This is a genomic window from Limnobacter sp. SAORIC-690, from assembly GCF_002954425.1.
GTDB classification, from domain to species: Bacteria; Pseudomonadota; Gammaproteobacteria; order Burkholderiales; family Burkholderiaceae_B; genus Limnobacter; species Limnobacter profundi.
Genome location: NZ_MQVZ01000001.1, coordinates 2,804,412 through 2,824,351 on the forward strand (window position 1 = coordinate 2,804,412; position 19,940 = coordinate 2,824,351).

20 protein-coding genes and 2 tRNA genes are annotated in these 19,940 nt (G+C 51.3%); 11 read left to right on the forward strand and 11 right to left on the reverse strand.

Annotation, left to right across the window (positions count from 1 at the left end; genetic code table 11):
- Window positions 1-15: 15 nt before the first annotated feature.
- Window positions 16-1,368, reverse strand: a complete 1,353-nt coding sequence (gene pmbA / locus BSZ31_RS13375; protein ID WP_206018609.1) for a metalloprotease PmbA — start codon at window positions 1,366-1,368, stop codon at window positions 16-18.
- Window positions 1,369-1,395: 27 nt separating this feature from the next.
- Between pmbA and yjgA the strand changes: the two genes are divergently transcribed.
- The 4 genes from yjgA (at window position 1,396) to BSZ31_RS13395 (ending at window position 3,557) form a co-directional block, all read left to right on the forward strand.
- Window positions 1,396-1,962: a ribosome biogenesis factor YjgA gene (gene yjgA / locus BSZ31_RS13380; protein ID WP_105029883.1), complete on the forward strand. Its 567-nt coding sequence runs from the start codon at window positions 1,396-1,398 to the stop codon at window positions 1,960-1,962.
- Complete coding sequence (gene mog / locus BSZ31_RS13385) at window positions 1,959-2,564, forward strand: molybdopterin adenylyltransferase (RefSeq protein ID WP_105029159.1); 606 nt, start codon at window positions 1,959-1,961, stop codon at window positions 2,562-2,564. The genes yjgA and mog overlap by 4 nt, the downstream gene beginning before the upstream one ends.
- Window positions 2,565-2,566: 2 nt before the next feature.
- On the forward strand, window positions 2,567-3,232 hold the full coding sequence (locus BSZ31_RS13390; protein WP_105029884.1) for an alpha/beta hydrolase: 666 nt from the start codon (window positions 2,567-2,569) through the stop codon (window positions 3,230-3,232).
- A gap of 70 nt (window positions 3,233-3,302) precedes the next feature.
- Complete coding sequence (locus tag BSZ31_RS13395; RefSeq protein WP_105029160.1) at window positions 3,303-3,557, forward strand: DUF3717 domain-containing protein; 255 nt, start codon at window positions 3,303-3,305, stop codon at window positions 3,555-3,557.
- An 18-nt stretch (window positions 3,558-3,575) separates the two neighbouring features.
- Here BSZ31_RS13395 and BSZ31_RS13400 read toward each other — a convergent pair whose 3' ends face one another.
- Window positions 3,576-4,790 (reverse strand): PcfJ domain-containing protein, encoded by a 1,215-nt coding sequence (locus BSZ31_RS13400; RefSeq protein ID WP_168426987.1) that lies wholly within the window; start codon window positions 4,788-4,790, stop codon window positions 3,576-3,578.
- A 115-nt stretch (window positions 4,791-4,905) separates the two neighbouring features.
- On the opposite strand from BSZ31_RS13400, the gene BSZ31_RS13405 reads away from it, so the two are divergent.
- Window positions 4,906-5,709 carry a crotonase/enoyl-CoA hydratase family protein gene (locus BSZ31_RS13405; RefSeq protein ID WP_105029162.1) on the forward strand — a complete coding sequence of 268 codons (804 nt, stop codon included), beginning with the start codon at window positions 4,906-4,908 and terminating at the stop codon, window positions 5,707-5,709.
- Window positions 5,710-5,756: 47 nt separating this feature from the next.
- Here BSZ31_RS13405 and BSZ31_RS13410 read toward each other — a convergent pair whose 3' ends face one another.
- Complete coding sequence (locus BSZ31_RS13410; protein ID WP_105029163.1) at window positions 5,757-6,296, reverse strand: hypothetical protein; 540 nt, start codon at window positions 6,294-6,296, stop codon at window positions 5,757-5,759.
- Window positions 6,297-6,573: 277 nt separating this feature from the next.
- Here BSZ31_RS13410 and BSZ31_RS17630 point away from each other — a divergent pair, with 277 nt between their 5' ends.
- A complete protein-coding gene (locus BSZ31_RS17630; RefSeq protein ID WP_255411434.1) occupies window positions 6,574-6,990 on the forward strand; it encodes an outer membrane protein transport protein in 417 nt (138 codons plus the stop codon).
- The gene (locus BSZ31_RS13415) at window positions 6,966-8,063 is read left to right on the forward strand and encodes an OmpP1/FadL family transporter (RefSeq protein WP_255411447.1); all 1,098 of its coding nucleotides are present in this window, start codon (window positions 6,966-6,968) and stop codon (window positions 8,061-8,063) included. The genes BSZ31_RS17630 and BSZ31_RS13415 overlap by 25 nt, the downstream gene beginning before the upstream one ends.
- Here the strand turns inward: BSZ31_RS13415 and BSZ31_RS13420 are convergent, their stop codons facing one another.
- From BSZ31_RS13420 to BSZ31_RS13445, 6 genes are all read right to left on the reverse strand, one after another.
- A complete protein-coding gene (locus BSZ31_RS13420; protein WP_105029164.1) occupies window positions 8,064-9,494 on the reverse strand; it encodes an efflux transporter outer membrane subunit in 1,431 nt (476 codons plus the stop codon).
- Window positions 9,491-12,619: an efflux RND transporter permease subunit gene (locus tag BSZ31_RS13425; RefSeq protein ID WP_105029165.1), complete on the reverse strand. Its 3,129-nt coding sequence runs from the start codon at window positions 12,617-12,619 to the stop codon at window positions 9,491-9,493. The genes BSZ31_RS13420 and BSZ31_RS13425 overlap by 4 nt, the downstream gene beginning before the upstream one ends.
- Window positions 12,616-13,695 carry an efflux RND transporter periplasmic adaptor subunit gene (locus BSZ31_RS13430; RefSeq protein ID WP_168426988.1) on the reverse strand — a complete coding sequence of 360 codons (1,080 nt, stop codon included), beginning with the start codon at window positions 13,693-13,695 and terminating at the stop codon, window positions 12,616-12,618. Before BSZ31_RS13430 ends, BSZ31_RS13425 begins: the two co-directional genes overlap by 4 nt.
- A 170-nt stretch (window positions 13,696-13,865) precedes the next feature.
- Window positions 13,866-14,063 (reverse strand): hypothetical protein, encoded by a 198-nt coding sequence (locus BSZ31_RS13435; protein ID WP_146106696.1) that lies wholly within the window; start codon window positions 14,061-14,063, stop codon window positions 13,866-13,868.
- Window positions 14,064-14,143: 80 nt separating this feature from the next.
- A tRNA-Glu gene (locus tag BSZ31_RS13440) sits at window positions 14,144-14,219 on the reverse strand.
- Between the two features lie 16 nt (window positions 14,220-14,235).
- Window positions 14,236-14,311: transfer RNA gene (locus BSZ31_RS13445), tRNA-Ala, on the reverse strand.
- 202 nt (window positions 14,312-14,513) lie between these two features.
- On the opposite strand from BSZ31_RS13445, the gene BSZ31_RS13450 reads away from it, so the two are divergent.
- The 4 genes from BSZ31_RS13450 (at window position 14,514) to BSZ31_RS13465 (ending at window position 17,644) form a co-directional block, all read left to right on the forward strand.
- Window positions 14,514-15,080 carry an NUDIX hydrolase gene (locus tag BSZ31_RS13450; protein ID WP_105029168.1) on the forward strand — a complete coding sequence of 189 codons (567 nt, stop codon included), beginning with the start codon at window positions 14,514-14,516 and terminating at the stop codon, window positions 15,078-15,080.
- On the forward strand, window positions 15,077-15,805 hold the full coding sequence (gene aat / locus BSZ31_RS13455; RefSeq protein WP_105029169.1) for a leucyl/phenylalanyl-tRNA--protein transferase: 729 nt from the start codon (window positions 15,077-15,079) through the stop codon (window positions 15,803-15,805). Before BSZ31_RS13450 ends, aat begins: the two co-directional genes overlap by 4 nt.
- A complete protein-coding gene (locus tag BSZ31_RS13460) occupies window positions 15,792-16,526 on the forward strand; it encodes an arginyltransferase (protein WP_105029170.1) in 735 nt (244 codons plus the stop codon). Before aat ends, BSZ31_RS13460 begins: the two co-directional genes overlap by 14 nt.
- A 68-nt stretch (window positions 16,527-16,594) precedes the next feature.
- Complete coding sequence (locus tag BSZ31_RS13465; RefSeq protein ID WP_105029171.1) at window positions 16,595-17,644, forward strand: quinone-dependent dihydroorotate dehydrogenase; 1,050 nt, start codon at window positions 16,595-16,597, stop codon at window positions 17,642-17,644.
- 68 nt (window positions 17,645-17,712) lie between these two features.
- On the opposite strand, the gene BSZ31_RS13470 is transcribed toward BSZ31_RS13465, so the two are convergent.
- Window positions 17,713-19,122 (reverse strand): LutB/LldF family L-lactate oxidation iron-sulfur protein, encoded by a 1,410-nt coding sequence (locus tag BSZ31_RS13470; protein ID WP_105029172.1) that lies wholly within the window; start codon window positions 19,120-19,122, stop codon window positions 17,713-17,715.
- Between the two features lie 17 nt (window positions 19,123-19,139).
- Window positions 19,140-19,880 carry a (Fe-S)-binding protein gene (locus tag BSZ31_RS13475; protein WP_105029173.1) on the reverse strand — a complete coding sequence of 247 codons (741 nt, stop codon included), beginning with the start codon at window positions 19,878-19,880 and terminating at the stop codon, window positions 19,140-19,142.
- Window positions 19,881-19,940: the final 60 nt, after the last annotated feature.

The window sequence follows — 19,940 nt, forward strand, 5'->3', positions numbered from 1 at the left end:
GTCTCCTTGTTTGCTTTAATTCCCTGCAACGGTCATGGATTCGATCAAAATACTGCCCACATGTTTACTGCCGCGCCAATACGCATCGTCGCCCACGGCCACAATATTGGCCAACATGTCTTTCAAGTTACCTGCAATTGTAATTTCCTCAACCGGGTGAACAATGATGCCGTTTTCCACCCAATAGCCAAAGGCACCACGCGAATAATCGCCAGTCACACCATTCACACCCTGCCCCATCATCTCAGTAACCAACAAGCCCGTACCCATGGTTTTGAGCAGTGCATCAAGGCCGCCTATGACTGTTTTGGTCGAGCTGAGAATAAGGTTATGCGTACCACCCGCGTTGCCGGTGGTTTCCATGCCCAATTTTCGAGCCGAGTAACTTGAAAGAAAGTAGCCGTTGCACACGCCCTTTTTCACCACTGTTCGGGCTTTTACCTTTACTCCTTCTTCATCGAAAGGTGAACTGCCGTGCGCACCTTCAATGAACGGGTCTTCCTTGATGGTGATGTGCGGGGCCCAAACGGGTTTGCCCAATGAATTCAACAAAAAACTGGTTTTGCGATACAGGGAGGAGCCCGACACCGCACCCACATAATGGCTTACCAAACTTGCTGCGATGGGTGCTTCAAAAATTACGGGGCAGTTACGGGTGGTAATTGGTTTAGAACCCAAGCGGGCCAGGGCTCGTTGCGCAGCATAGGCGCCAATTTTTGCGGGCTTGGCCAGGTCTTTGGCCCTGCGTTCCGACGAATACCAGAAATCGCGCTGCATCGGGCTGTCTTTGGACTTCTTGGCTTGCGCAATCGGCGAAACAGACAATGAGTGACGCGAGTATGGATAGCCGCCTTTGAAGCCCTTGCTGTTGGCTGCATAAAAATGCCCTGATTCGGTGGACACATTGGCACCGTCAGAATTTCGAATCTGCTTGCTGACATCAAACGCCGCCTGTTCCATGGCCAAGGCTTTCTCGACTGCTTTGGCGGTACTTAAATTCCACGGATGATACAAATCAAGATCACGATGCCGTCTAGAGATGTTTTCCTCATCGGGCAGGCCTGCGAATTTATCCGCAGCCGTGTACTTCGCAATGTCCAGCGCTGCTCGAATTGCAGAGTCAATTGCTTCCAGCGAGAAATCAGACGACGAGGCATTGCCCCTTTTCTTGCCTTTAAACACGCTGACACCAAAGCTTTTGTCACGTGTGTGTTCAATGGTTTCGATTTCACCCATGCGCACGCTGACCGACTGGCCCACCGCTTCGCTGATATCGACCGCGCAATCGGTCGCTCCCAGTGATTTGGCTTTTTTCAATGCGTATTCGGTTAATTCCTGAAATGTCTCGGATTTAAAGCTAAAGCCCATATTGCCCTGCGAAAAGTGCTGCCAAAAATGGCTAATATACAGCCCATGGAACCAGAAAACGACAAACAGGGCGAGTTTGAAGAATATGATCGCCCCAGCAAGTCCTCGGTGAAGCGAGACATGCTGGCCCTGCAAGATTTGGGCAAAACCTTGTGCGAAATGCCCTATGACAAAGTCAAGCGGGCACCGATTGGTGAGCGCCTGCTTATCGAGATCGCAGAATTTCACAAGTGCAAATCATTTGGCGCCAAAAAGCGGCAAATGCAGTTTATTGGCAAACTGATGCGTGACGAAGAGCACGAGGAGGTGCAAGCCTGGGTGAATGGCGAGACCGTTGAGCAAAAACTGAAGGTGCTCCACCTGCATGCGGCGGAACAGTGGCGCGACCGCCTGATTGAAGAGCCTGGTCTGTTGGCGATGTTCATTGAAAGCTACCCCGCCGCCGCGCGGGAAAACCTGAACCCGATCATCAGGCAGGCAGTGCAGGAACGTGCCGCCAAAAAAGCTCCCCGAAATTTTCGACAGTTGTTTCAGATCATTTACCGTTTGATCGAAGAGAAAGCCGAGCAAGATGCGAACGGAGGCGAGTCATGAGTTTTGATGTCATAAAAATTGGGTTGGTGTCGGTGAGCGATCGTGCCTCCGCAGGTGTTTATCAGGATCAAGGCATTCCGAGCCTTAAAGCCTGGCTTCAAAACGCGTTGCTGAACCCGATTGAGTTTGTTGAGGTGTTGATTCCAGATGAACAGGGCGAGATTGAAAACGCCTTGAAGAAACTGGCCGATGAACACAAGTGCAATTTGATTTGCACCACGGGTGGCACCGGCCCCGCCAAGCGTGATGTAACACCTGAAGCAACCCTGGCTGTGGCTCACAAGGAGATGCCGGGTTTTGGCGAGCAAATGCGGCAAATCAGCCTGCATTTTGTACCAACTGCGATATTGTCTCGTCAGGTGGCTGTAATTCGTGGTGAAAGCCTGATTTTGAATTTGCCTGGCCAACCCAAAGCCATTGCAGAAACGCTGGAAGGTTTGAAAGACACGGAAGGCAATAGCCTTGTGAAAGGTATCTTTGCCGCTGTGCCTTATTGCATCGACTTGATTGCCGGCCCGTATATGGAAACCAATGAGGCAGTGATCAAGGCATTTCGTCCAAAATCTGCCCTTCGAAAGCCCACTGAAGGAAGTGCATCGTGAGCGTGAACTCAAAGATTGAATGCGTTGTTGTTGAAACCGGTCCACAACCCACGGGCTGTGTAGTTTGGTTGCATGGCTTGGGCGCAGACGGCTATGACTTTGTACCCATTGTCAAAGAGCTTGAGCAAATGGGTTTGCCCAACACCCGCTTTGTGTTTCCTCATGCGCCTAAAATTCCGGTCAGTATCAATGGCGGTTATGTGATGCGCGCTTGGTACGACATCAAAAATGTTGATTTGCAACGTCAGGAAGATGAGGATGGAATACGACAAAGCCAGGCCACCATTGAACAATTGATTGAAGATCAGATTGCATTGGGTTTCAAGCCCGAACAAATTGTGCTTGCCGGCTTTTCACAAGGTGGTGCAATTACTTACCAGCTCGGTTTGCGTACACGCCACAAACTGGCAGGCTTAATCGCCTTGTCTACTTACCTGCCTTGCGAAAACACGCTGGATGCTGAATTAAACCCGATCAATCTCGGTATTCCATTGCTGGCGGCTCACGGCGAGCAGGACAACATCGTGCTCATGGAGCGTGGTGAAAAGGCAGTCAAGTTGTTGCAAAACAAAGGAGTTGATGTTCAGTGGCATACCTACCCCATGGCCCATTCAGTTTGCGGTGAAGAGGTGGTTGAAATTGCCAATTTCTTAAAGCGCGTTTTCTGAAATTTCACTGTATATAAAAACAGCTTTTTGGTTTATACTTGAGTTCAGGATTAACCAAGCAGGTGTAATTATGCCAGCGCAAGCGCAACCGCCAATTTCGATTATTGAACTTGAACGTGCCATCAATTATTGGCGCTCGAAATATCCTTCATCCCGGGACACCATGACACTGTGCCCCCAAGCCGCTTGTCTGGCCGAGTTGTATGCCCGAATGATCATTTTTCAAATTCACGAAATTTCGATCGCGGAGTTTTCTGCCAAAGCCAGGAAAGCGCTACGCGAAGCCGAAGAAGCCCACGCGGGTCGGCACAATCAGGCAGCTTGAATTCAATTAAACTCCAGCTTAGTTCGCACGACTTAACAACAAGTGAGCCGCGCTCCACAACTGGCTTGAAACCGGTGCATTGCATGGTCCTTTCAACTGACTGATTTGCCAGGCTTTGGCGCCCACACGTCGCAATTCCAGTGTGCCACGCTGTGGGGTGTGTCCTTTAATCTGCAAATGAAAAATACAAATATCGCCTGCCATGCAACGATCAATGTAAGACGGCACACAATGGTGCATTTTTTTGGCTTCGCTCAGCAAAGCATTCAACGAGTTCAATTCAATAAACTCAATGTTGTCACCCAAATTGCCCATGCCAAGAATCTCTGGCCAAAATACATTCTGACGCCCCAAGTCCAAATCAAGCTCGACCAAATGCCAATGTGCCTGCCGGGCCATTAAAGTGTCGTAGGTCCAGTTTCTTGAAATAATCACGGGGCGTTTGGTCGCGCTGGCCGCACTGCCAAGCAACCAGTCTGCAATTAAGGGAAACTCCTCTAACTCCAGCTCTCTTCTGTGTTCAAGCTTCAAGTTGCTTTCACGGCGCTCCAGCGCCAGGCGGGTTCCCCGCAAAATATTCAAGGCCGCCACCGTATTCAAATTCTCGTGATTGCGCCTGAGCCAGGTGCTTAGTCCCCCGAAACCCAGCAAAGCTGCCGTTTGCTTGTCGACCCACGAAATCGGAATTTTTCGGTACAAGGCGGCATGAAAATTCACCCAGCTCAAGTGACTCAATTGCCCCCAGTTAATTCTGGCAATGTAAGCGGTTTTTTGACGTGTTAACCACCGCCAGGTTTGTTGGCTCATGCCTTGCGCCAACATGCGGTTCTTGACCATCTGCCAATTGGGCAAATTGCGCCACATGCCGCGGTCTTGGGCCAGTAAAGGTGCCAAAGAAAGATTCTCGCCAAGCCTGTCCTGAAGCACTGTTTTAAACGCTGCCACTTGGCTTAAATCAAGCAAGGTCGTGTATTTGGGCACCACTCGCAGTGCCAGTTTAAGAACATGGCCACCATATCGTCGGCGAATCGCACTGGTCCAAGCCCGCTGAATGTCGTTCAGGCTGGCTGCCTCAATGGGAAAATCAAGCTGTGTGTCAAGCAAGCTGTCAGGAAGCTGCATGCTTGGTGGGGCTCGCCACACAGAACGCATCAAATCCGCTTTCAAATTCCAGGCCGCCTCATCCGACAAAACAATACGGCAGGATTCAGCAAGTTTTGCACGGGCTTTCATGCCCCATTCAAAATAAAGTCCGGTTCGAGTGCTCACCAAACGCGCAGGCAGCCGTGGCGACTTAACTCGCGGTATGCTGGAGGCTGTGTTCAATTCAAAATCTAACAAAGGGCGCATGATGGACAACAAAGCAGAAGAACCTGTCGACATCAAGATCTTACAGCAAGGCGAGATCTGGAAAATTTCAATCAATCGACCCGAGGCTCGCAACTGTGTCGATCGTTACACCGCCGACCAGCTTGAAAAAGCATTTCAATCATTTGAAACGGATGCAACAGCTCGCGTTGCCATTTTGACTGGTGAAGGCGGTAACTTCTGTGCAGGCGCAGACTTGAAAGCTGTTGCATCGGGTGACCCCAGCCGTGTAAACCGAATGGAACGACATGGTGCAGGCCCCATGGGCATAAGCCGAATGGAGTTGAGTAAGCCAGTGATTGCCGCGGTATCTGGCTACTGCGTAGCGGGCGGCCTGGAGTTGGCTGCCTGGTGCGACATGCGAGTTGCAGACAGCACAGCAGTGTTTGGTGTATTTTGTCGACGCTTTGGTGTGCCATTGATCGATGGCGGAACAGTGCGCTTGCCACGCCTGATTGGTCAAAGCCGGGCAATGGACATGATCTTGACCGGGCGCCCTGTCAACGCTGTGGAAGCCTTTTCATGGGGTTTGGCCAACCGGCTGGAAGAAGAACGCACAGCCCTGGAGGGTGCAATCGAGCTGGCAGGTCTATTGTGCAAACACCCACAAACCTGCATGCGCAACGACAGACAAAGCGTATTGACCCAGTGGGGTTTTGGTGAACGTGAAGCACTTGAGGAAGAATTTGAGTTTGGCTTGAATACCCTCACTTCAGGTGAAACTGTCGAAGGCGCAACCGCATTTAAGGAAGGTTCGGGTCGCCATGGCGAGACTGTGCAGTAATCGCGTATTCAGAGCGAATGGAAGTTAAAACTTTTCATTCAAACAGATTAATTCAAGCCGACGATGACGCCAAACTGTGCAGAATTCGAAACACGGCGTGAGTCAGCGGCAGTGGAGTAAGAATTGGACTGAACACCAAAAAACCAATTGGCCAAACCACCGCGATTGGTAAGCAAATACAGCCCCTGACTTTCGCTGTTCAGCGTTGCGCTGGACAGGCGGCCAGGGGTGTAAACAAGACTCAAATTTTCTTGCAGCGAAACTTGCAAGCCACCGTAAATTGCCTTGACTGAAGATTCAGGCTTTGTTTCAGAAAGGAGCAAGCCAGCTTTCGATGAACTCAGCCTGGTTTGAACAACTGCGCCCTCGTCTACCACGACACCCCGGAACAAATTGACTTTGCCCAACAGGCTCGTTGAAAGCTTTTCTTGATCAGGTGAGTGGAAAGGTGCAATTCCATGTTTTCCCAGTTTACCGCTCACCTTCAGGGCAAGTGGCTCAGCGGCATTTATGCCCCCCAGGTAAAAACACCCGGTCGTCAAAGCGAGTGCCATCAAAGCAAACTGTTTTGAGTCGATACGCGCCATGACACACCCCTTCAGTACAGAATTCTACTTACTTCAATTAACGGTCACCTTGAGTTTTACTGAATTGCAAGATTGGACTAACCCCATTGCGGGTGGGCTGCACGTTTAGGGCCAGGAATCAAGCCCAAAACGGCTTTTTAGAGCAACCAATCTACTTCAATACTTGAAAGTAACATTTTTTCGCTTTGGTGATACACTGAAATGACTACATAAAAGTCACTACTTCGAGCGACTACACGCTGTAAGTGCACTGACAACAATACCGGAGACACTACCCATGAATTCTTCTGCCCGGAGAACGGATTCCTTTTTCCCATTAAACCGTGTGTCCACTGCCCTGTTGTTGAGCGTGGTCTACTGCACTTCCGCCCATGCTGGCGGTACTGCATTTGACGCCACAAGCATCAGTGCCATGGGAAATGCGTCGGCAGGGCAAGCTGCCGAGGCTGGTGATGCATCGGTTTTGTTCGCCAACCCAGCCGCGCTGACCCGGTTTAAACGCGCTGAATTGACCCAAGGCGCCGCTGTAGTCACGATTGGTACCGATTACACATCCACTCAAAACAACGATGGTGCAGACTCCGGTGCGCCACAGGGCCAAAATGGTCAGGTGTTCAGTCGCAAAGACGGCTATGCGCTGGCGCGCTTGCACCCAACCTGTTTATTGCGATTCCAATCAACGAAAAACTGGTGATGGGCTTTGGCGCTTCTGCCTCTCATGGCCTGGTGATTCATTACGATGAAAATTTTCCGGGGCGAAATCAAGGCCGGGATATTGACTTCAAAGTGACCCGCCTGAATCTGGGTTTCGGTTACAAATTAAGCCCGACTTTGTCCTGGGGTTTGAACGGCTCCTATGAGCGTTATTTTCAGTCCATCAAGTTGAAACTGAATTACCGTGAAGCCGTAGAGGCTCTGGCCCCAGGCTCCGCCGCACTAATTGAAGGTCCGGCAGGTGCCCTGATTGGCGCTCCACCGATTCCCGGTGAAAGCAACGCGGGTTTGCGCATGTTTGGCTGGGCATTCAACGCTCAGCTGGGTGGTCTGTGGGAGCCCACAGAAAACACACGCGTGGGTATTTCTTATCGACCGAAAACCGAATTCACGGGCAACCGTGGCAAGTTCAAGCTTGATGACTCACCCGAGCAAGCCGCGTTTCGCGCTTTTCTGAATAGTGACAGCCTGATCAACAACTTGGCGTTTGGTGCCTTGGGTGTAAACGGTCCGCAGGCAGCCGGGGATTTGGCACCCGAACAAATCATCAAACAGGAAATATCCCTGCCCGATGAGCTGCGCCTCTCCGTGTTTCACCACGCCACACCCAAACTGGATTTGATGGCCACCTACACGCGCCAGGATTTCTCGGTGACCACCTTGAATTTTGTACGTGAAAGCAATGGTCGAACGCTGGAAAACATCCCGCAAAATTTTGTAGCAGCAGAGTCGTATAGAGTTGGCTTGAATTACAAGCTGTACAAAAGGCTGACGTTGCGAGCGGGCTATGCGATTGAAAACAGCGTGATTGACGATGCCACCCGAATCACGATTTTGCCAGACAGTGATCGACAGTATTTTGCTTTTGGTGGTCAGTTCGATTTAAGCCGTGACACCAGCATTCACTTTGCCTACCAAAAACTGGACACAGACCCCGCACCTGTTGGTAACAACACTGGGATCACACCCGCCGAAGTACGCGGTGGCGACTTTCAGGGCAATGTGCAACTTGACACCCACTTCTTCGGGATTGGCTTCACCGAACGGTTTTAATTACGACTGCACACCAAGTGCACGGAACAAGCCAGCAATCAAGGTGGCGTAATTGGTTTGTTCCGTGGCCAAGGCCTGTTCGGCGTTGGCATACACGCGCTGTGCATCCACCACATCCAGAAAACTCACCAAGCCCAACTGGTACAGGGCATCTGCCTGCTCAAAGCTCCGTTTACTCGATACCACTGCCTTGCCGAGCGCAGTTTGGCGTGATGCGGAGGAGTCAATTGCAGTTAAGGAATTTTCAACCTCCTGGGTAACCACTCTCAGCACCTGCTCGTACTCGGCCAACGCCCCCTCAGCACGGGCCACTGCCGCATTCAATCGAGCGTCGCGTGCACCACCGTCGTATACCACTTGATTCAACAAAGCGGCCAAAGAACCGATCAATATGCTGGTCGCGGGGTTCGAATTGATCGCGGTACTGCCAATTTGTATGTTGGCCATCAATTCGATACTGGGATAGAAATCAGCTTGTGCCACGCCCACATCAGCGGCCGCCTTTGCAAACCGGGCCTGCGCCAACTGAACATCCGGGCGTGCTTGTACTACCTGAAAAGGCACGCTCGCCGGAATGCCCAAGCCGTACTCTGGCAAATCGCCTTCAGGCCTGAGCAACTGCTCGTAAGCCCCTGGAAATTGACCGCTCAGGGTCGCCAAACGGTGGCGGGAGTCTTGCAGCGCCTGTTGCAATGGGGCAATACTCGCTCGCAGATTTTCGACTGAAGTTTCAGCTCGCCGAACGTCCAGCTCGGGTGACAAACCACTTTCAAATCGAGCTTGAACAATGGCCAGCGTTTTTTCCTGCAACTCAACAGATTCACGCAACATAGCCAATTGTTTTTGATTGCCACGCAAACTCAAATACTCTTGGGCCACGGCTGTGCTGGTTTCAATAATTTGCGCGCGCAAACCAGCCTGCTCAGCCATCAAATTGGCTGCCGCTGCTCGAACTTCCTGCTCAACCCGACCAGCCAAATCAATTGGCAAGATAAAACCCAAACCCAACAAAGCACTGCGTTCATCCCGTGCATTGTTGCTACCCGAATTGCTGGGGGTATTGTTGTTTCGATCTGATTTTTGGCCACTGACCTGGGCATCCAGTTCAACCAGCAAAGAATCACCAGCCTCACTGAGTTGTAGCAGCGCGCGGGCTTCCTTGACACGCGCTGCAGCCGAAGCGATTTGGAAATTGTTTTGTATGCTCGTGCTAACCAGCTCATTCAAAACAGAGTCGTTAAAACCCTCCCACCAACGCACACCTGCCACGCCAGTGTCTTTCACACTGCTTAGATTCTGAAGAATATTTTGCGCTACAAATTTTTCAGGTGGTTTCGTCGAAGATTTGGGCAGCTCAGGCGCAGTAACAGCACATCCCGACAACAACGCCAGTGGCAGTACCAGACCACTCATCCAGGCGGCGCGCCTCATGCCTTCACCTCACCCTTTTTCAAACTGGCTTCGTATTCTTCAATCTCCTTGTCCAACATCTCTGCGGCGTGCGCCCTTGGCTTCATGTAAGGTGCAATAAAGCTATAGCCCATGGGAGCGAGGTACAGGGTAAACAGTGTAGACAATCCCAAACCGCCCAACACAACCCATGCAATCGCCTCTCGAGCCTCTGCACCTGGACCTGACGTCAATACCAATGGCAGTACACCCAGCAAGGTGGACAGCACCGTCATTGCGATTGGGCGAAGTCGCATGCGTGCGCCCTCCCGAATGGCCGATTCAATGCTGTACCCTTCATCACGAAGCTGATCCATCAGTTCAACCAGCAAAATCGCATTCTTGGTCATCAGGCCAATCAGCAACACCAACCCAATCTGACTGAACAAGTTGAGCGACTGGTTCGTAATCAACAGTGCAAACACCGCTGCGGCCAAACCAAACGGCACGGTAAACATCACAACCAAAGCACTTCCAACACTTTCAAATTGCGCCGCCAACACCAGAAACACCACAATCAGCGCCACAGCAAAAGTGATCAACATTTCATTGGAAGTTTCTTCCAGGGTGGCTGCTTCACCCAAAAAAATCAGCGTGGCCGAAGATGGCAGAGTACTATCCGCAACCGCGCGTATTTGTTGCATGGTGGTTCCAAGATCGGTCCCTGGCGGTATACCAATGTTCAGTTCGACTGCCCTGCGCTGTGCATGTCGGTCAAGTTCGGCAGCCACACCCCTTTCTTGCACCTTGATCATTGAAGCAAGCGGTACCAGTTGCCCGGTGTCGCTACTGGTGTATATGTTCAGCAAATCAAATGGTGAATTCAGACTGCCATTGCTGGAGCCCAGCATTACTGGCACGGCCTGGTCACCAACACTGAGATCCAGCAACTGGTATTCGTCGGCCATGATTTGTAAGGTCTGGGTAATGCGGCTCACCGGAACCTGCAAATCACTGGCTTTCTCGCGATCGATTTCAAATCCGAGTTCAGGCTGGGAGGTGTCATACTGAACGCGTACATCCTGAACTGCATCAATCTGCTTGATCAAGGCATCCGCCAGCGATTCTGCATTGTTGGCCAAAACATCGTAGTCGTCGCCCAGCAAAGCAATTTGCAAACCGCCGCCGCCACCGCGAATGTTCAAGCTGCTTTCATTTTGAAAACGCACTTGAGCACCAGGAATACTGGACAACTCCTTGCTCAATTTGGCTGCGAGTTCCTGCTGGGTGGTGTCGCGCTGGCTCCAGTCTGCCAAATTGGCTTGAATGGCCACACGGTTTTTGTCGTATCGACCCACAATCGTGAACATGTCGGTGATCAGTCCCTGCTCTTGATAGGGCCTCATGATGTTCTCGGCGATTTGCCCCTGCCTGCCACTGTATTCAAGAGAAGCGCCGTCGGGCCCGGTGAAATCCACCACAAGTCGCCCCCTGTCTTCCGGGGGCACCAATTCCTGATTCAACAAAGTGAATGTCAGGCCACCTGCAATTGCAATACCCAGGAAGACAAGCAAAAACACCAGGCGATGTTTCAAGAAAATATTCAAAGTGCGAAAGTAGGCATTGGCTATTCGATCACCAAAACCCTGGAGTGGGCCCATGATTCGAGCGGTTAGACCTGTTGCGGGTACATCGTCTTTCAACAATTTAGCGGCCAACATGGGGCACAAACTCAAGGCAACAAAAGTACTGATAATTACCGACATGGACAGGACCATGCCGAACTCCCGAAACAGGCGTCCTGTTTCACCCGGCAAAAAAGCGATGGGCAAAAACACCGCTACCAAAGAGGCAGTGGTGGCGATGACAGCAAAGAAAACCTGCTGCGTGCCCAACACCGAAGCCACGGTAATACTTTCACCCAGTTTTTTGCGGCGTTGAATATTTTCAAGCACCACAATCGCATCGTCGACAATAAATCCTGTTGCCAGCACCAAAGCAAGCAATGTCAACATGTTGACCGAAAAACCTGCCAACCAAATTGCGGCCAGAGTACCCACGAGTGACACTGGCATGGTTACCGCAGGAATCAGCACTGCCTTCCATTGCCCAAGAAACAGGGCAATGACAATCAACACGACGACCACCGCGAACACCAGAGACATCAATACTTCTTGCAAGGCACCTTTGATAAATACCGAGTCGTCGGAAATCATGATCACTTGCAAGTCTTTGGACTGCGCATTAATTTCCGCCATGCGCTTTTTCACATCGCCAGCGATCGCAATGGTGTTGCCACCGGCCTGCCGCAATACGCCCATGCCGACCACAGCCCGGCCATTCAGCAAAGAATACGATTCAGCCGACATGGGGCCGTAGTACACCTCGGCCACATCGCGAACCCGTACGCCATTTTTAATCAAAATAGAATTAATTGCTTCAGTGTCGATGGTGGAGGCATTTGCACGCACCAATAGCTCTTGTTTGCCTGACAGGTAACTGCCCGCTGGCACGTCAAGATTCATGGTTTGAAGGCTACTCAGTACGTCAGTGGCTACCATGCCGTACCGGGCCATTTTGGCGGGGTCCAGAAGCACGCGCAGCACGCGGGGTTGATTTCCGTTCAAGGGAACATCAGCAACGCCATCAATCGAGACAAATGCGGGCACCAAATCTCGCTCAACACGTTCGGCCAGATCCTGCATAGCCAAGGTATTGCTGTACACAGCAAGCTGAACCACAGGCCGTGCATTGTCATCGGCTTTGATCACCAAAAGCTGGTCAAGGTTCTCAGGCAATTGATTGGTAATTCGGCTTATAGCCTCCCGCACATCGTTGGCAGCGGTATTTACATCAATGTCCGGAGAAAACTCCATGCGCACGCGCATATTGTTTTCCTCACTTGAACTTTGAATGCGCAAGACGCCAGATACCCTGGCCACCGCTCCCTCTACTTTGGCGGTCACTTCAGCGTCCATGGTTGTGGGCGAAGCACCTTGATAAAACGCCCGCACAACCACCACGGGCCTATCAATATCAGGTAGCTCCCGCACCTCAACGCCAAACATGCTGACAATACCGGCAAGCATAATCAACAAATTCAGCACCACGATCAACACGGGTCTTTTCAAACCAAGTGCGGTTAAACCGTCGGTGGCGCGACTCATTGCAGGGGGTCCTCAACCAACTCAACAACTACGCCTTCTGCAAGCCGCAAACCACCTTCAACCACAACAGATTCGCCCTCTTTGATCTTGCCATCGAGAAACACGCGGCCCTGCCGCCGGTCGGCCACGCGCACGTTCTCACGGTAAGCTTTTCCGTCTCGAATCATCCAGACATAAGAGCCTTCCCGATCCCATTGCAAAGCTATTTCAGGCACGGAAGCCAACATTTGCCCCTTCACTGCCATTTGCACTGCGAACGACATACCCGGGCGCAATAAGTCATCAGGATTGCTGATATTTGCCCGAACGCGCAGGGATCGCTTTTCAGGATTCAAACGACTGTCCAAGGCAACCACACGCGCCTTGAATTCCTGGCCAGGTACAGAAGGCGTGCTGGCAAGCACTTCAATTTGATCCATTTTGCTGGCACTCAATTGACCAACCAAGGCCTCAGGCACCTCAAAATCCACATAAATAACTTCACGGGAATCAACACCGGTGATCATTACGCCAGGGCCAATTCGCTGGCCGGGATCGATGTCTGTAATGCCCACAACACCCGAAAATGGAGCACGAATTTGGTGGTTGGAGATGGCGAGTTTGGCTTGATCAACAGCCACTTGCGCAGCCTCGTAATCGGCTTGTGCTGAATCAACTTGGGTTTGTGGCACTGCCCCCTTACCCACAGCTTGTTTGTATCTGTCCAACAAGCTTTTTGTGTTCTTCAGTTGCACTTCCGCAAGCCGAAGCGCCAACTGTTCTTCTCGATCGTCTTGTTGAACCAGTAACTCGCCCTTTTTTACCTTTTGCTGTGGCTTGAACAAAACCTGAGTGACTTTCTCGTCCACGATGGCAAAGACTTCTGCAGATTTGTCGGCCCAGCCGGTTGCAATGGCGCCAAACGAACTCGCGGTGGACTCAAGCTTTACAACCTCAACCAAGACCTTGGGCGCTGCGCCTTTGCTGCCCTGATTGGGCGCGTTGGCAGACGAATTTCCCAGCAGTGTTTGAGAAACAGAGTAGGCAGCCCCCAACAAGATAATGAGAACAAGAAAATAAACCAGACGTTTGATCAAGCCAAAGGCTCCACTGCGAATGCGACGAGAAAGGTTATCACGTATGAAAGTACCTTCAACGAGACCAAAGTGCAGTCAATAAGTTCTGATACCCCCTAGTGGTTGGGGTGTAGGTTAAGAAAGTTGGGACACAATCAAGATCAACTGGTAAGCAAGCCTTAGAGGAGGCTTTACTCTTCAAGTTCTTCGTCGTCATCGCTGACCGCATCAATACCAGCTTCAACAACAGCGCCCGTGACTTTGATGCCTGTTGACACAACAGCCCCGGTAATTGAAATGGCAGCGCCCGCTGTAGCGCTTACTACTGCACAACCTTGAATGACTGGCAAGACAACTGCAGCCAGTGCGAAGAAAACTGCTTTGTTCAAGATCGGACCCATGGTCACCTCGCAGCCGTAAATAAAAAACGCTTCCGACCCTGTGGGTGAGAAGCGTTTTGTGCCAAATTTGGCATCCCCAACCGGATTCGAACCGGTGTTACCGCCGTGAAAGGGCGGTGTCCTAGGCCTCTAGACGATGGGGACCTAAAACCGTGTGCTTTGGTGGAGGTAAGCGGGATCGAACCGCTGACCTCTTGCATGCCATGCAAGCGCTCTCCCAGCTGAGCTATACCCCCGAAGCGAAGACCGAGATTATTAATTATTCTGCTGAAGTTGTCAACTGTATTTCCTACGATTTGTTGAAACTTTAATGCAAAACTTTTAATTCTTTTTGCCTTCTGCCTGCATTGCCTCAGCAATTTGAGCAGCCCGAATTATACACATATTTGTCGGTTACACTGCAAGTGATTTTTTCAAAAAAATAGAAGCAAACAACAAATGAAATACTGCAGCACATGTGGCGCCCCGCTTGAACTTCGCATTCCTGCCGGCGATAACCGAGAACGAAGTTGTTGCCCAGGATGTGGCGCAATTCATTACGTAAACCCGAAGATTGTAGTTGGCACCATTCCAACCTATCAGGGCAAGGTTTTGCTTTGCAAGCGAGCGATTGAACCCCGCCATGGTTTTTGGACCCTGCCTGCAGGCTTCATGGAGCTGAACGAAACCACGCACCAAGGTGCCGCCCGCGAGACACTGGAAGAAGCTGGTGCTCAAATCAAATTGGGCCCTCTGTTCACCATGTTCGATGTCATTCGCGCTGAACAGGTTCATATTTTTTTCCGCGCCGAGATGCCCACCCCCACCTTCTGTGCGGGTGAAGAAAGCCTGGATGTGAAACTGTTTTCCGAAGAAGAAATTCCGTGGGATGAACTGGCTTTTAAAACTGTGTCAAAAACACTGACCCTGTTTTTTGCAGACCGAAAAGCGGGACGGTACACCCTGCACACGGGCGATGTGTTCGATCACACGGACTGGACTGATTCTCAATTCAAGGCCGGATGACAAAAACCACCATACCCTGGCTGGACTCTCCTGGCGAATTCCCCAGCACTGCACTAGCGCTTGAATACCCACCAGGCCTGCTTGCAGCCAGCATGGAAATCAATGCGGACTGGCTTGAAGCGAGTTATGCACGCGGCATATTTCCCTGGTATTCCCAAGGTGAACCTGTGCTTTGGTGGAGCACCTCCCCACGCGCAGTGTTGTATACCGCTGAATTCAAGCTTCACCGATCGCTGGCCAAGGCGATTCGCAAAATGCACGGCACCCCGGGAAGCGCCATTCGCCTGAATACCGCCTTTGAGAGAGTGATGCGTGCCTGCGCGGCGCCCAGACCGGGCCAGGACGGCACCTGGATCACCGAAGAAGTAATTGCGGCCTACACAACGCTTCACCAGCGCGGTTTGGCCCACTCGATTGAACACTGGCAAGGCAACCAGCTCATCGGCGGCCTGTATTGCGTGGCCTTGGGTAAAATGGTGTACGGTGAAAGCATGTTTGCAACGCAAACCGATGCTTCCAAAGTGGCCTTCGCTCATTTTGTGTATTGGCTAAAATCTCAGAATGTGCACATAATTGACTGCCAGCAGGCTACCGGGCATTTGATGTCAATGGGTGCCCGCACGGTAAGCAGAAAGGTGTTTGAGACTGAAATGGCGAATTCCATTGTGCAGCCCACCTTGAATTGGGAACCCCGCGAACTTAAATGGACGTATGACCAGACCTAAGGAACTGCCCTTCTCTACCTTGCAGTTTTATTCAACTGCACCCTACCCCTGCAGCTATCTGGACAATCGTCTGGCCAGGTCGCAGGTGGCAACCCCGAGCCACTTAATCAACGCCGATGTATACAGCGAGTTGGTTCGCATGGGTTTTCGTCGCAGCGGCCTGTTCACCTACAAGCCCCATTGCGACGGTTGCAATTCATGCAAGCCCCTACGCTTGAAAGTATCCCAGTTTCACACCAATCGAAGCCAGCGACGTACTCTAAAAACTTTTGCAAGCCTGAAACCCAGCGTACAACGCCTGCACTTTAATTCTGAACACTACGCTTTGTACCTGAAATACCAGTCGGCCCGCCATCATGGTGGCGGAATGGACGAAGACAGCCGTGAACAGTATTCCCAATTTTTGCTGCAAACCCGGGTCAATTCCCGTTTGGTTGAATTCCGAAACCCTGACGGTAAGTTGGTGATGGTGTCCATCATTGACATCCTTACCGATGGGCTGTCCTCGGTGTATACCTTCTTCGATCCTGAGGAACGAAGCGGCCTGGGAGTCTATGGCGTGCTTTGGCAAATTGAGCAATGTCGGGACCTTGAACTTCCTTACCTGTATTTGGGTTACTGGATCAAGGAAAGCGAGAAAATGGCTTACAAGGCACGCTTTTCCTCGGCAGAAATTCTTCAGGACAACGTGTGGCAGCCCTCGCCTGAAACAAGCCGCTAATCAAGCCCGTAGTTTCCCCGTTACAATGCGGGCTATTCCATCCAAATTACCGGTGTCTGAAAACCGCCATGCTGCTTCCCTATTCGCTTGTTCGCCCTGCCCTGTTTTCCCTTGATCCCGAGAAAGCACACCACATTACTTTCAGCAATCTGCAAATGCTGCGCAAGCTCGGTTTGCTCAAGTTTTTTTCACCAAAGGCGGTTGCTGACCCCGTAAAGGTCATGGGTATCGACTTCCCGAACCGAGTGGGCCTGGCAGCTGGCCTGGACAAAGACGCCGCTTACATCAGCGAATTGGGCCTGATGGGTTTTGGTTTTCTTGAGGTAGGTACAGTAACGCCCAAACCGCAACCCGGCAACCCGCAACCAAGACTGTTTCGGCTACCCAAAGCCAATGCATTAATTAACCGCATGGGCTTTAACAACCAGGGTGTGGACACGTTGATAAAGAATGTAAAGGCCAGCAATTACCCGGGCGTATTGGGGATCAATATTGGAAAGAATGCGCTTACTCCGGTTGAAAATGCTGCAGATGATTACTTGGCCGCGCTGGAAGCGGTGTATCCCTACGCGAGCTACATCACGGTCAATATTTCTTCACCGAACACCAAAAACCTGCGCGACCTGCAAGGCGGCGACAGCCTCGATATTTTATTGGGCTCACTGAAAGAAAAACAAAAATCCTTGGCCGATGAACATGGCTTGTACAAACCCATGGCCTTGAAAATTGCCCCCGATCTGGATGACGATCAAATTGATGCGATTGCCAAGCGGCTTACCCATTTCAGTTTTGACGGTGTTATTGCAACCAACACCACAATCGACAAAACCAGCGTGGCTGGCCTTCCCCATGGTGACGAGCCAGGTGGCCTAAGCGGAGCACCCGTGCTGGAGAAGTCGACCCACGTGATCAAGCGTTTGTATGCAGAGTTGGGCGACGACATCCCAATCATTGGCGTGGGCGGTATTTCCAGCGGTGAGCATGCCGTAGAGAAAATTCGCGCGGGTGCAAAGCTGGTTCAAATATACACAGGCCTCATTTACAAAGGCCCTGAATTGGTGACTGAATGCGCTGCCACCATCCATGTAAATTGCAAATTGAAGATGAGAACAAAATAAAAGTAGCGGCTTTCTGAACGCCGCTCCTTGTTCTCAGGCATTCGCCTTGCTGAATGCAAGTCATAAGTCTACTTGTTCTTGCGTTGCTGATACAGATTTGAAAAGGTTTCCCCCGTGGGCACGGGAAAGTCACGTTGATCGGTCCAGCCCTTGGCGCCCGGCAAACTGTGTATACCGCCTTTGCGTTTTCCCCACCATGCCATGGCCTTAATGCCCATGCGTGACAATACGCGATACAAAGCAGGCCGCTGTGCCACAAAAGCCCACACCTTGAATGCTGCTTTTTCCTGCCATGGACGAAGCCCTCTGGAAAATTGTTGCTCTCGCAATTTGCGAAGCAAATCGGGCAGCGGAATTTTCACAGGGCAAACCACATGGCACTCGCCGCACAAAGTGGCCGCCTGCGGCAAATCAAGCGCTTTTTCAATACCGGTGTAACTTGGCGTAAGCACAGATCCCATCGGGCCGGGATAAACCCAACCGTAGGCATGACCACCAATTTTTTGATACACCGGGCAATGGTTCATGCAAGCACCGCACTTGATACAGCGAAGCATTTCTTCAAACTCCCCACCCAGCAAGCCAGTACGCCCACCATCCAGAATCACAAAATACATGTGTTCGGGACCATCCAGGTCGCCTTCCCGCTTGGGGCCAGTTAACAACGACACGTAGTTCGAAATGCTTTGCCCAGTTGCCGAGCGTGGTAGCAAGCGAATCAAAGTGGCAAAGTCTTCAAGGTTAGGCACCACCTTTTCAACACCTGTAATAGCCACATGCACCCGGGGGTTAATGGTGCACATGCCTTCGTTGCCCTCGTTCGTCACCAAAGCCACTGAGCCGGTGTCTGCAATGATGAAGTTGCCGCCCGTGACACCCATGTCGGCAGCCAAAAACTGAGGACGCAGAATTTCACGCGCTTCTCGGGTCATTTCAGCGATGTCGGTTTTGCGGGGCAAATGGTGATGCTTTTCAAACAGGTCCGCCACCTGTTCTTTGTCTTTGTGAACCACGGGCGCAATAATGTGACTGGGACGCTCGTTGTCGTTGATTTGAAGAATGTATTCGCCGAGGTCGGTTTCGCGCACTTTCACATCCGCCGCCTCAAGCGCTTTGTTCAATGCCATTTCTTCAGTCACCATCGACTTCGATTTGATCACTGATTTCACACCGTGCTTTTTGGCAATTTTCACAACCAGCTGGGCTGCCTCTTGCGGTGTACGTGCAAACAAAACCTTGGCACCAGTCTCAGCTGCTTTCTGTTCAAACAATTCAAGCCATACATCCAGATTCTTGATGCTTCGGTTGCGAATTTCAACTGCCGCAGACCGAGTGCCTTCAAAATCCTCAAGCTCCAGAATACTGGTGGCACGTGCATTCACGAACTTTGAAGACAAACGTTTCAAGTTTTCCTGCAAGCGCGGATCATTCAGTTTTTCACTGGCCTTGCGTTCAAAAAACATGCTTTGTACTTGCATGGTGTTACTGCCCCACTTTAAATTTGACCGGGCTTGCGGCCCGTGAGCAACTCGGCCACATGCAACACCTGTGTGTTGTCACCCATGCGTCGCAAACGGCCTTCAATATTCAACATACAGCCCAGGTCTCCCAACACCACAGCCTGTGCACCGGTCGCTTGTACCTGCTCGCACTTGTCGGTACAAATTGCGCTGGAAACCTCGCCATACTTCAAGGCGAACGTGCCACCAAAACCGCAGCACTGCCGACTGTCTTTCATTTCAAGAATTTCTACGCCACCCATTTTGCCGATCAAGGTGCGGGGTTGATTCTGCACACCCAACTCGCGCAGCCCACTGCAAGAATCATGATAGGTAATCTGTTTAAGCTCGCTGACACCCAGTTTGACCTTGTCCAGGCCCAGCACATTGACCAAAAAGTCAGTGAGCTCGTAGGTGCGTGCAGCTAAACGGGCCGCGCGCATTTTCAAATCAGTGTCGTTCTTGAATACTTCGGTGTAATGGGTTTTTGTCATCCCAGCGCAAGAACCCGATGGAGCAACCACGTAATCAAACTGCTCGAACTCAGCCAGCCATTTTTGAGCCAGCTTGTGCGTGCTATCGTGGTCACCTGAATTCCAGGCGGGTTGACCGCAACAGGTTTGGGCCTGAGGTACCACCACCTCGCAACCGGCCGATTCCAGCAACTCAATGGTTGAAAAACCGATAGAGGGCCGCATGGAATCTACAAGGCAGGTAACAAACAAACCGACGCGCAAGGTATTTCCCCAAAATGAATAAAAACTGTTCAAGTGTATGCAGCACGCCGCTTTCCGGCC

What these genes read in the sequence shown, in the direction of transcription:
- pmbA (WP_206018609.1), bottom strand. Translation starts at nt 1,368, where the DNA reads ATGGGCTTTAGCTTTAAATCCGAGACATTTCAGGAATTAACCGAATAC.
- yjgA (WP_105029883.1), top strand. Translation starts at nt 1,396, where the DNA reads ATGGCTAATATACAGCCCATGGAACCAGAAAACGACAAACAGGGCGAG.
- mog (WP_105029159.1), top strand. Translation starts at nt 1,959, where the DNA reads ATGAGTTTTGATGTCATAAAAATTGGGTTGGTGTCGGTGAGCGATCGT.
- BSZ31_RS13395 (WP_105029160.1), top strand. Translation starts at nt 3,303, where the DNA reads ATGCCAGCGCAAGCGCAACCGCCAATTTCGATTATTGAACTTGAACGT.
- BSZ31_RS13400 (WP_168426987.1), bottom strand. Translation starts at nt 4,790, where the DNA reads ATGAAAGCCCGTGCAAAACTTGCTGAATCCTGCCGTATTGTTTTGTCG.
- BSZ31_RS13405 (WP_105029162.1), top strand. Translation starts at nt 4,906, where the DNA reads ATGATGGACAACAAAGCAGAAGAACCTGTCGACATCAAGATCTTACAG.
- BSZ31_RS13410 (WP_105029163.1), bottom strand. Translation starts at nt 6,296, where the DNA reads ATGGCGCGTATCGACTCAAAACAGTTTGCTTTGATGGCACTCGCTTTG.
- BSZ31_RS17630 (WP_255411434.1), top strand. Translation starts at nt 6,574, where the DNA reads ATGAATTCTTCTGCCCGGAGAACGGATTCCTTTTTCCCATTAAACCGT.
- BSZ31_RS13420 (WP_105029164.1), bottom strand. Translation starts at nt 9,494, where the DNA reads ATGAGGCGCGCCGCCTGGATGAGTGGTCTGGTACTGCCACTGGCGTTG.
- BSZ31_RS13425 (WP_105029165.1), bottom strand. Translation starts at nt 12,619, where the DNA reads ATGAGTCGCGCCACCGACGGTTTAACCGCACTTGGTTTGAAAAGACCC.
- BSZ31_RS13450 (WP_105029168.1), top strand. Translation starts at nt 14,514, where the DNA reads ATGAAATACTGCAGCACATGTGGCGCCCCGCTTGAACTTCGCATTCCT.
- aat (WP_105029169.1), top strand. Translation starts at nt 15,077, where the DNA reads ATGACAAAAACCACCATACCCTGGCTGGACTCTCCTGGCGAATTCCCC.
- BSZ31_RS13460 (WP_105029170.1), top strand. Translation starts at nt 15,792, where the DNA reads ATGACCAGACCTAAGGAACTGCCCTTCTCTACCTTGCAGTTTTATTCA.
- BSZ31_RS13465 (WP_105029171.1), top strand. Translation starts at nt 16,595, where the DNA reads ATGCTGCTTCCCTATTCGCTTGTTCGCCCTGCCCTGTTTTCCCTTGAT.
- BSZ31_RS13470 (WP_105029172.1), bottom strand. Translation starts at nt 19,122, where the DNA reads ATGCAAGTACAAAGCATGTTTTTTGAACGCAAGGCCAGTGAAAAACTG.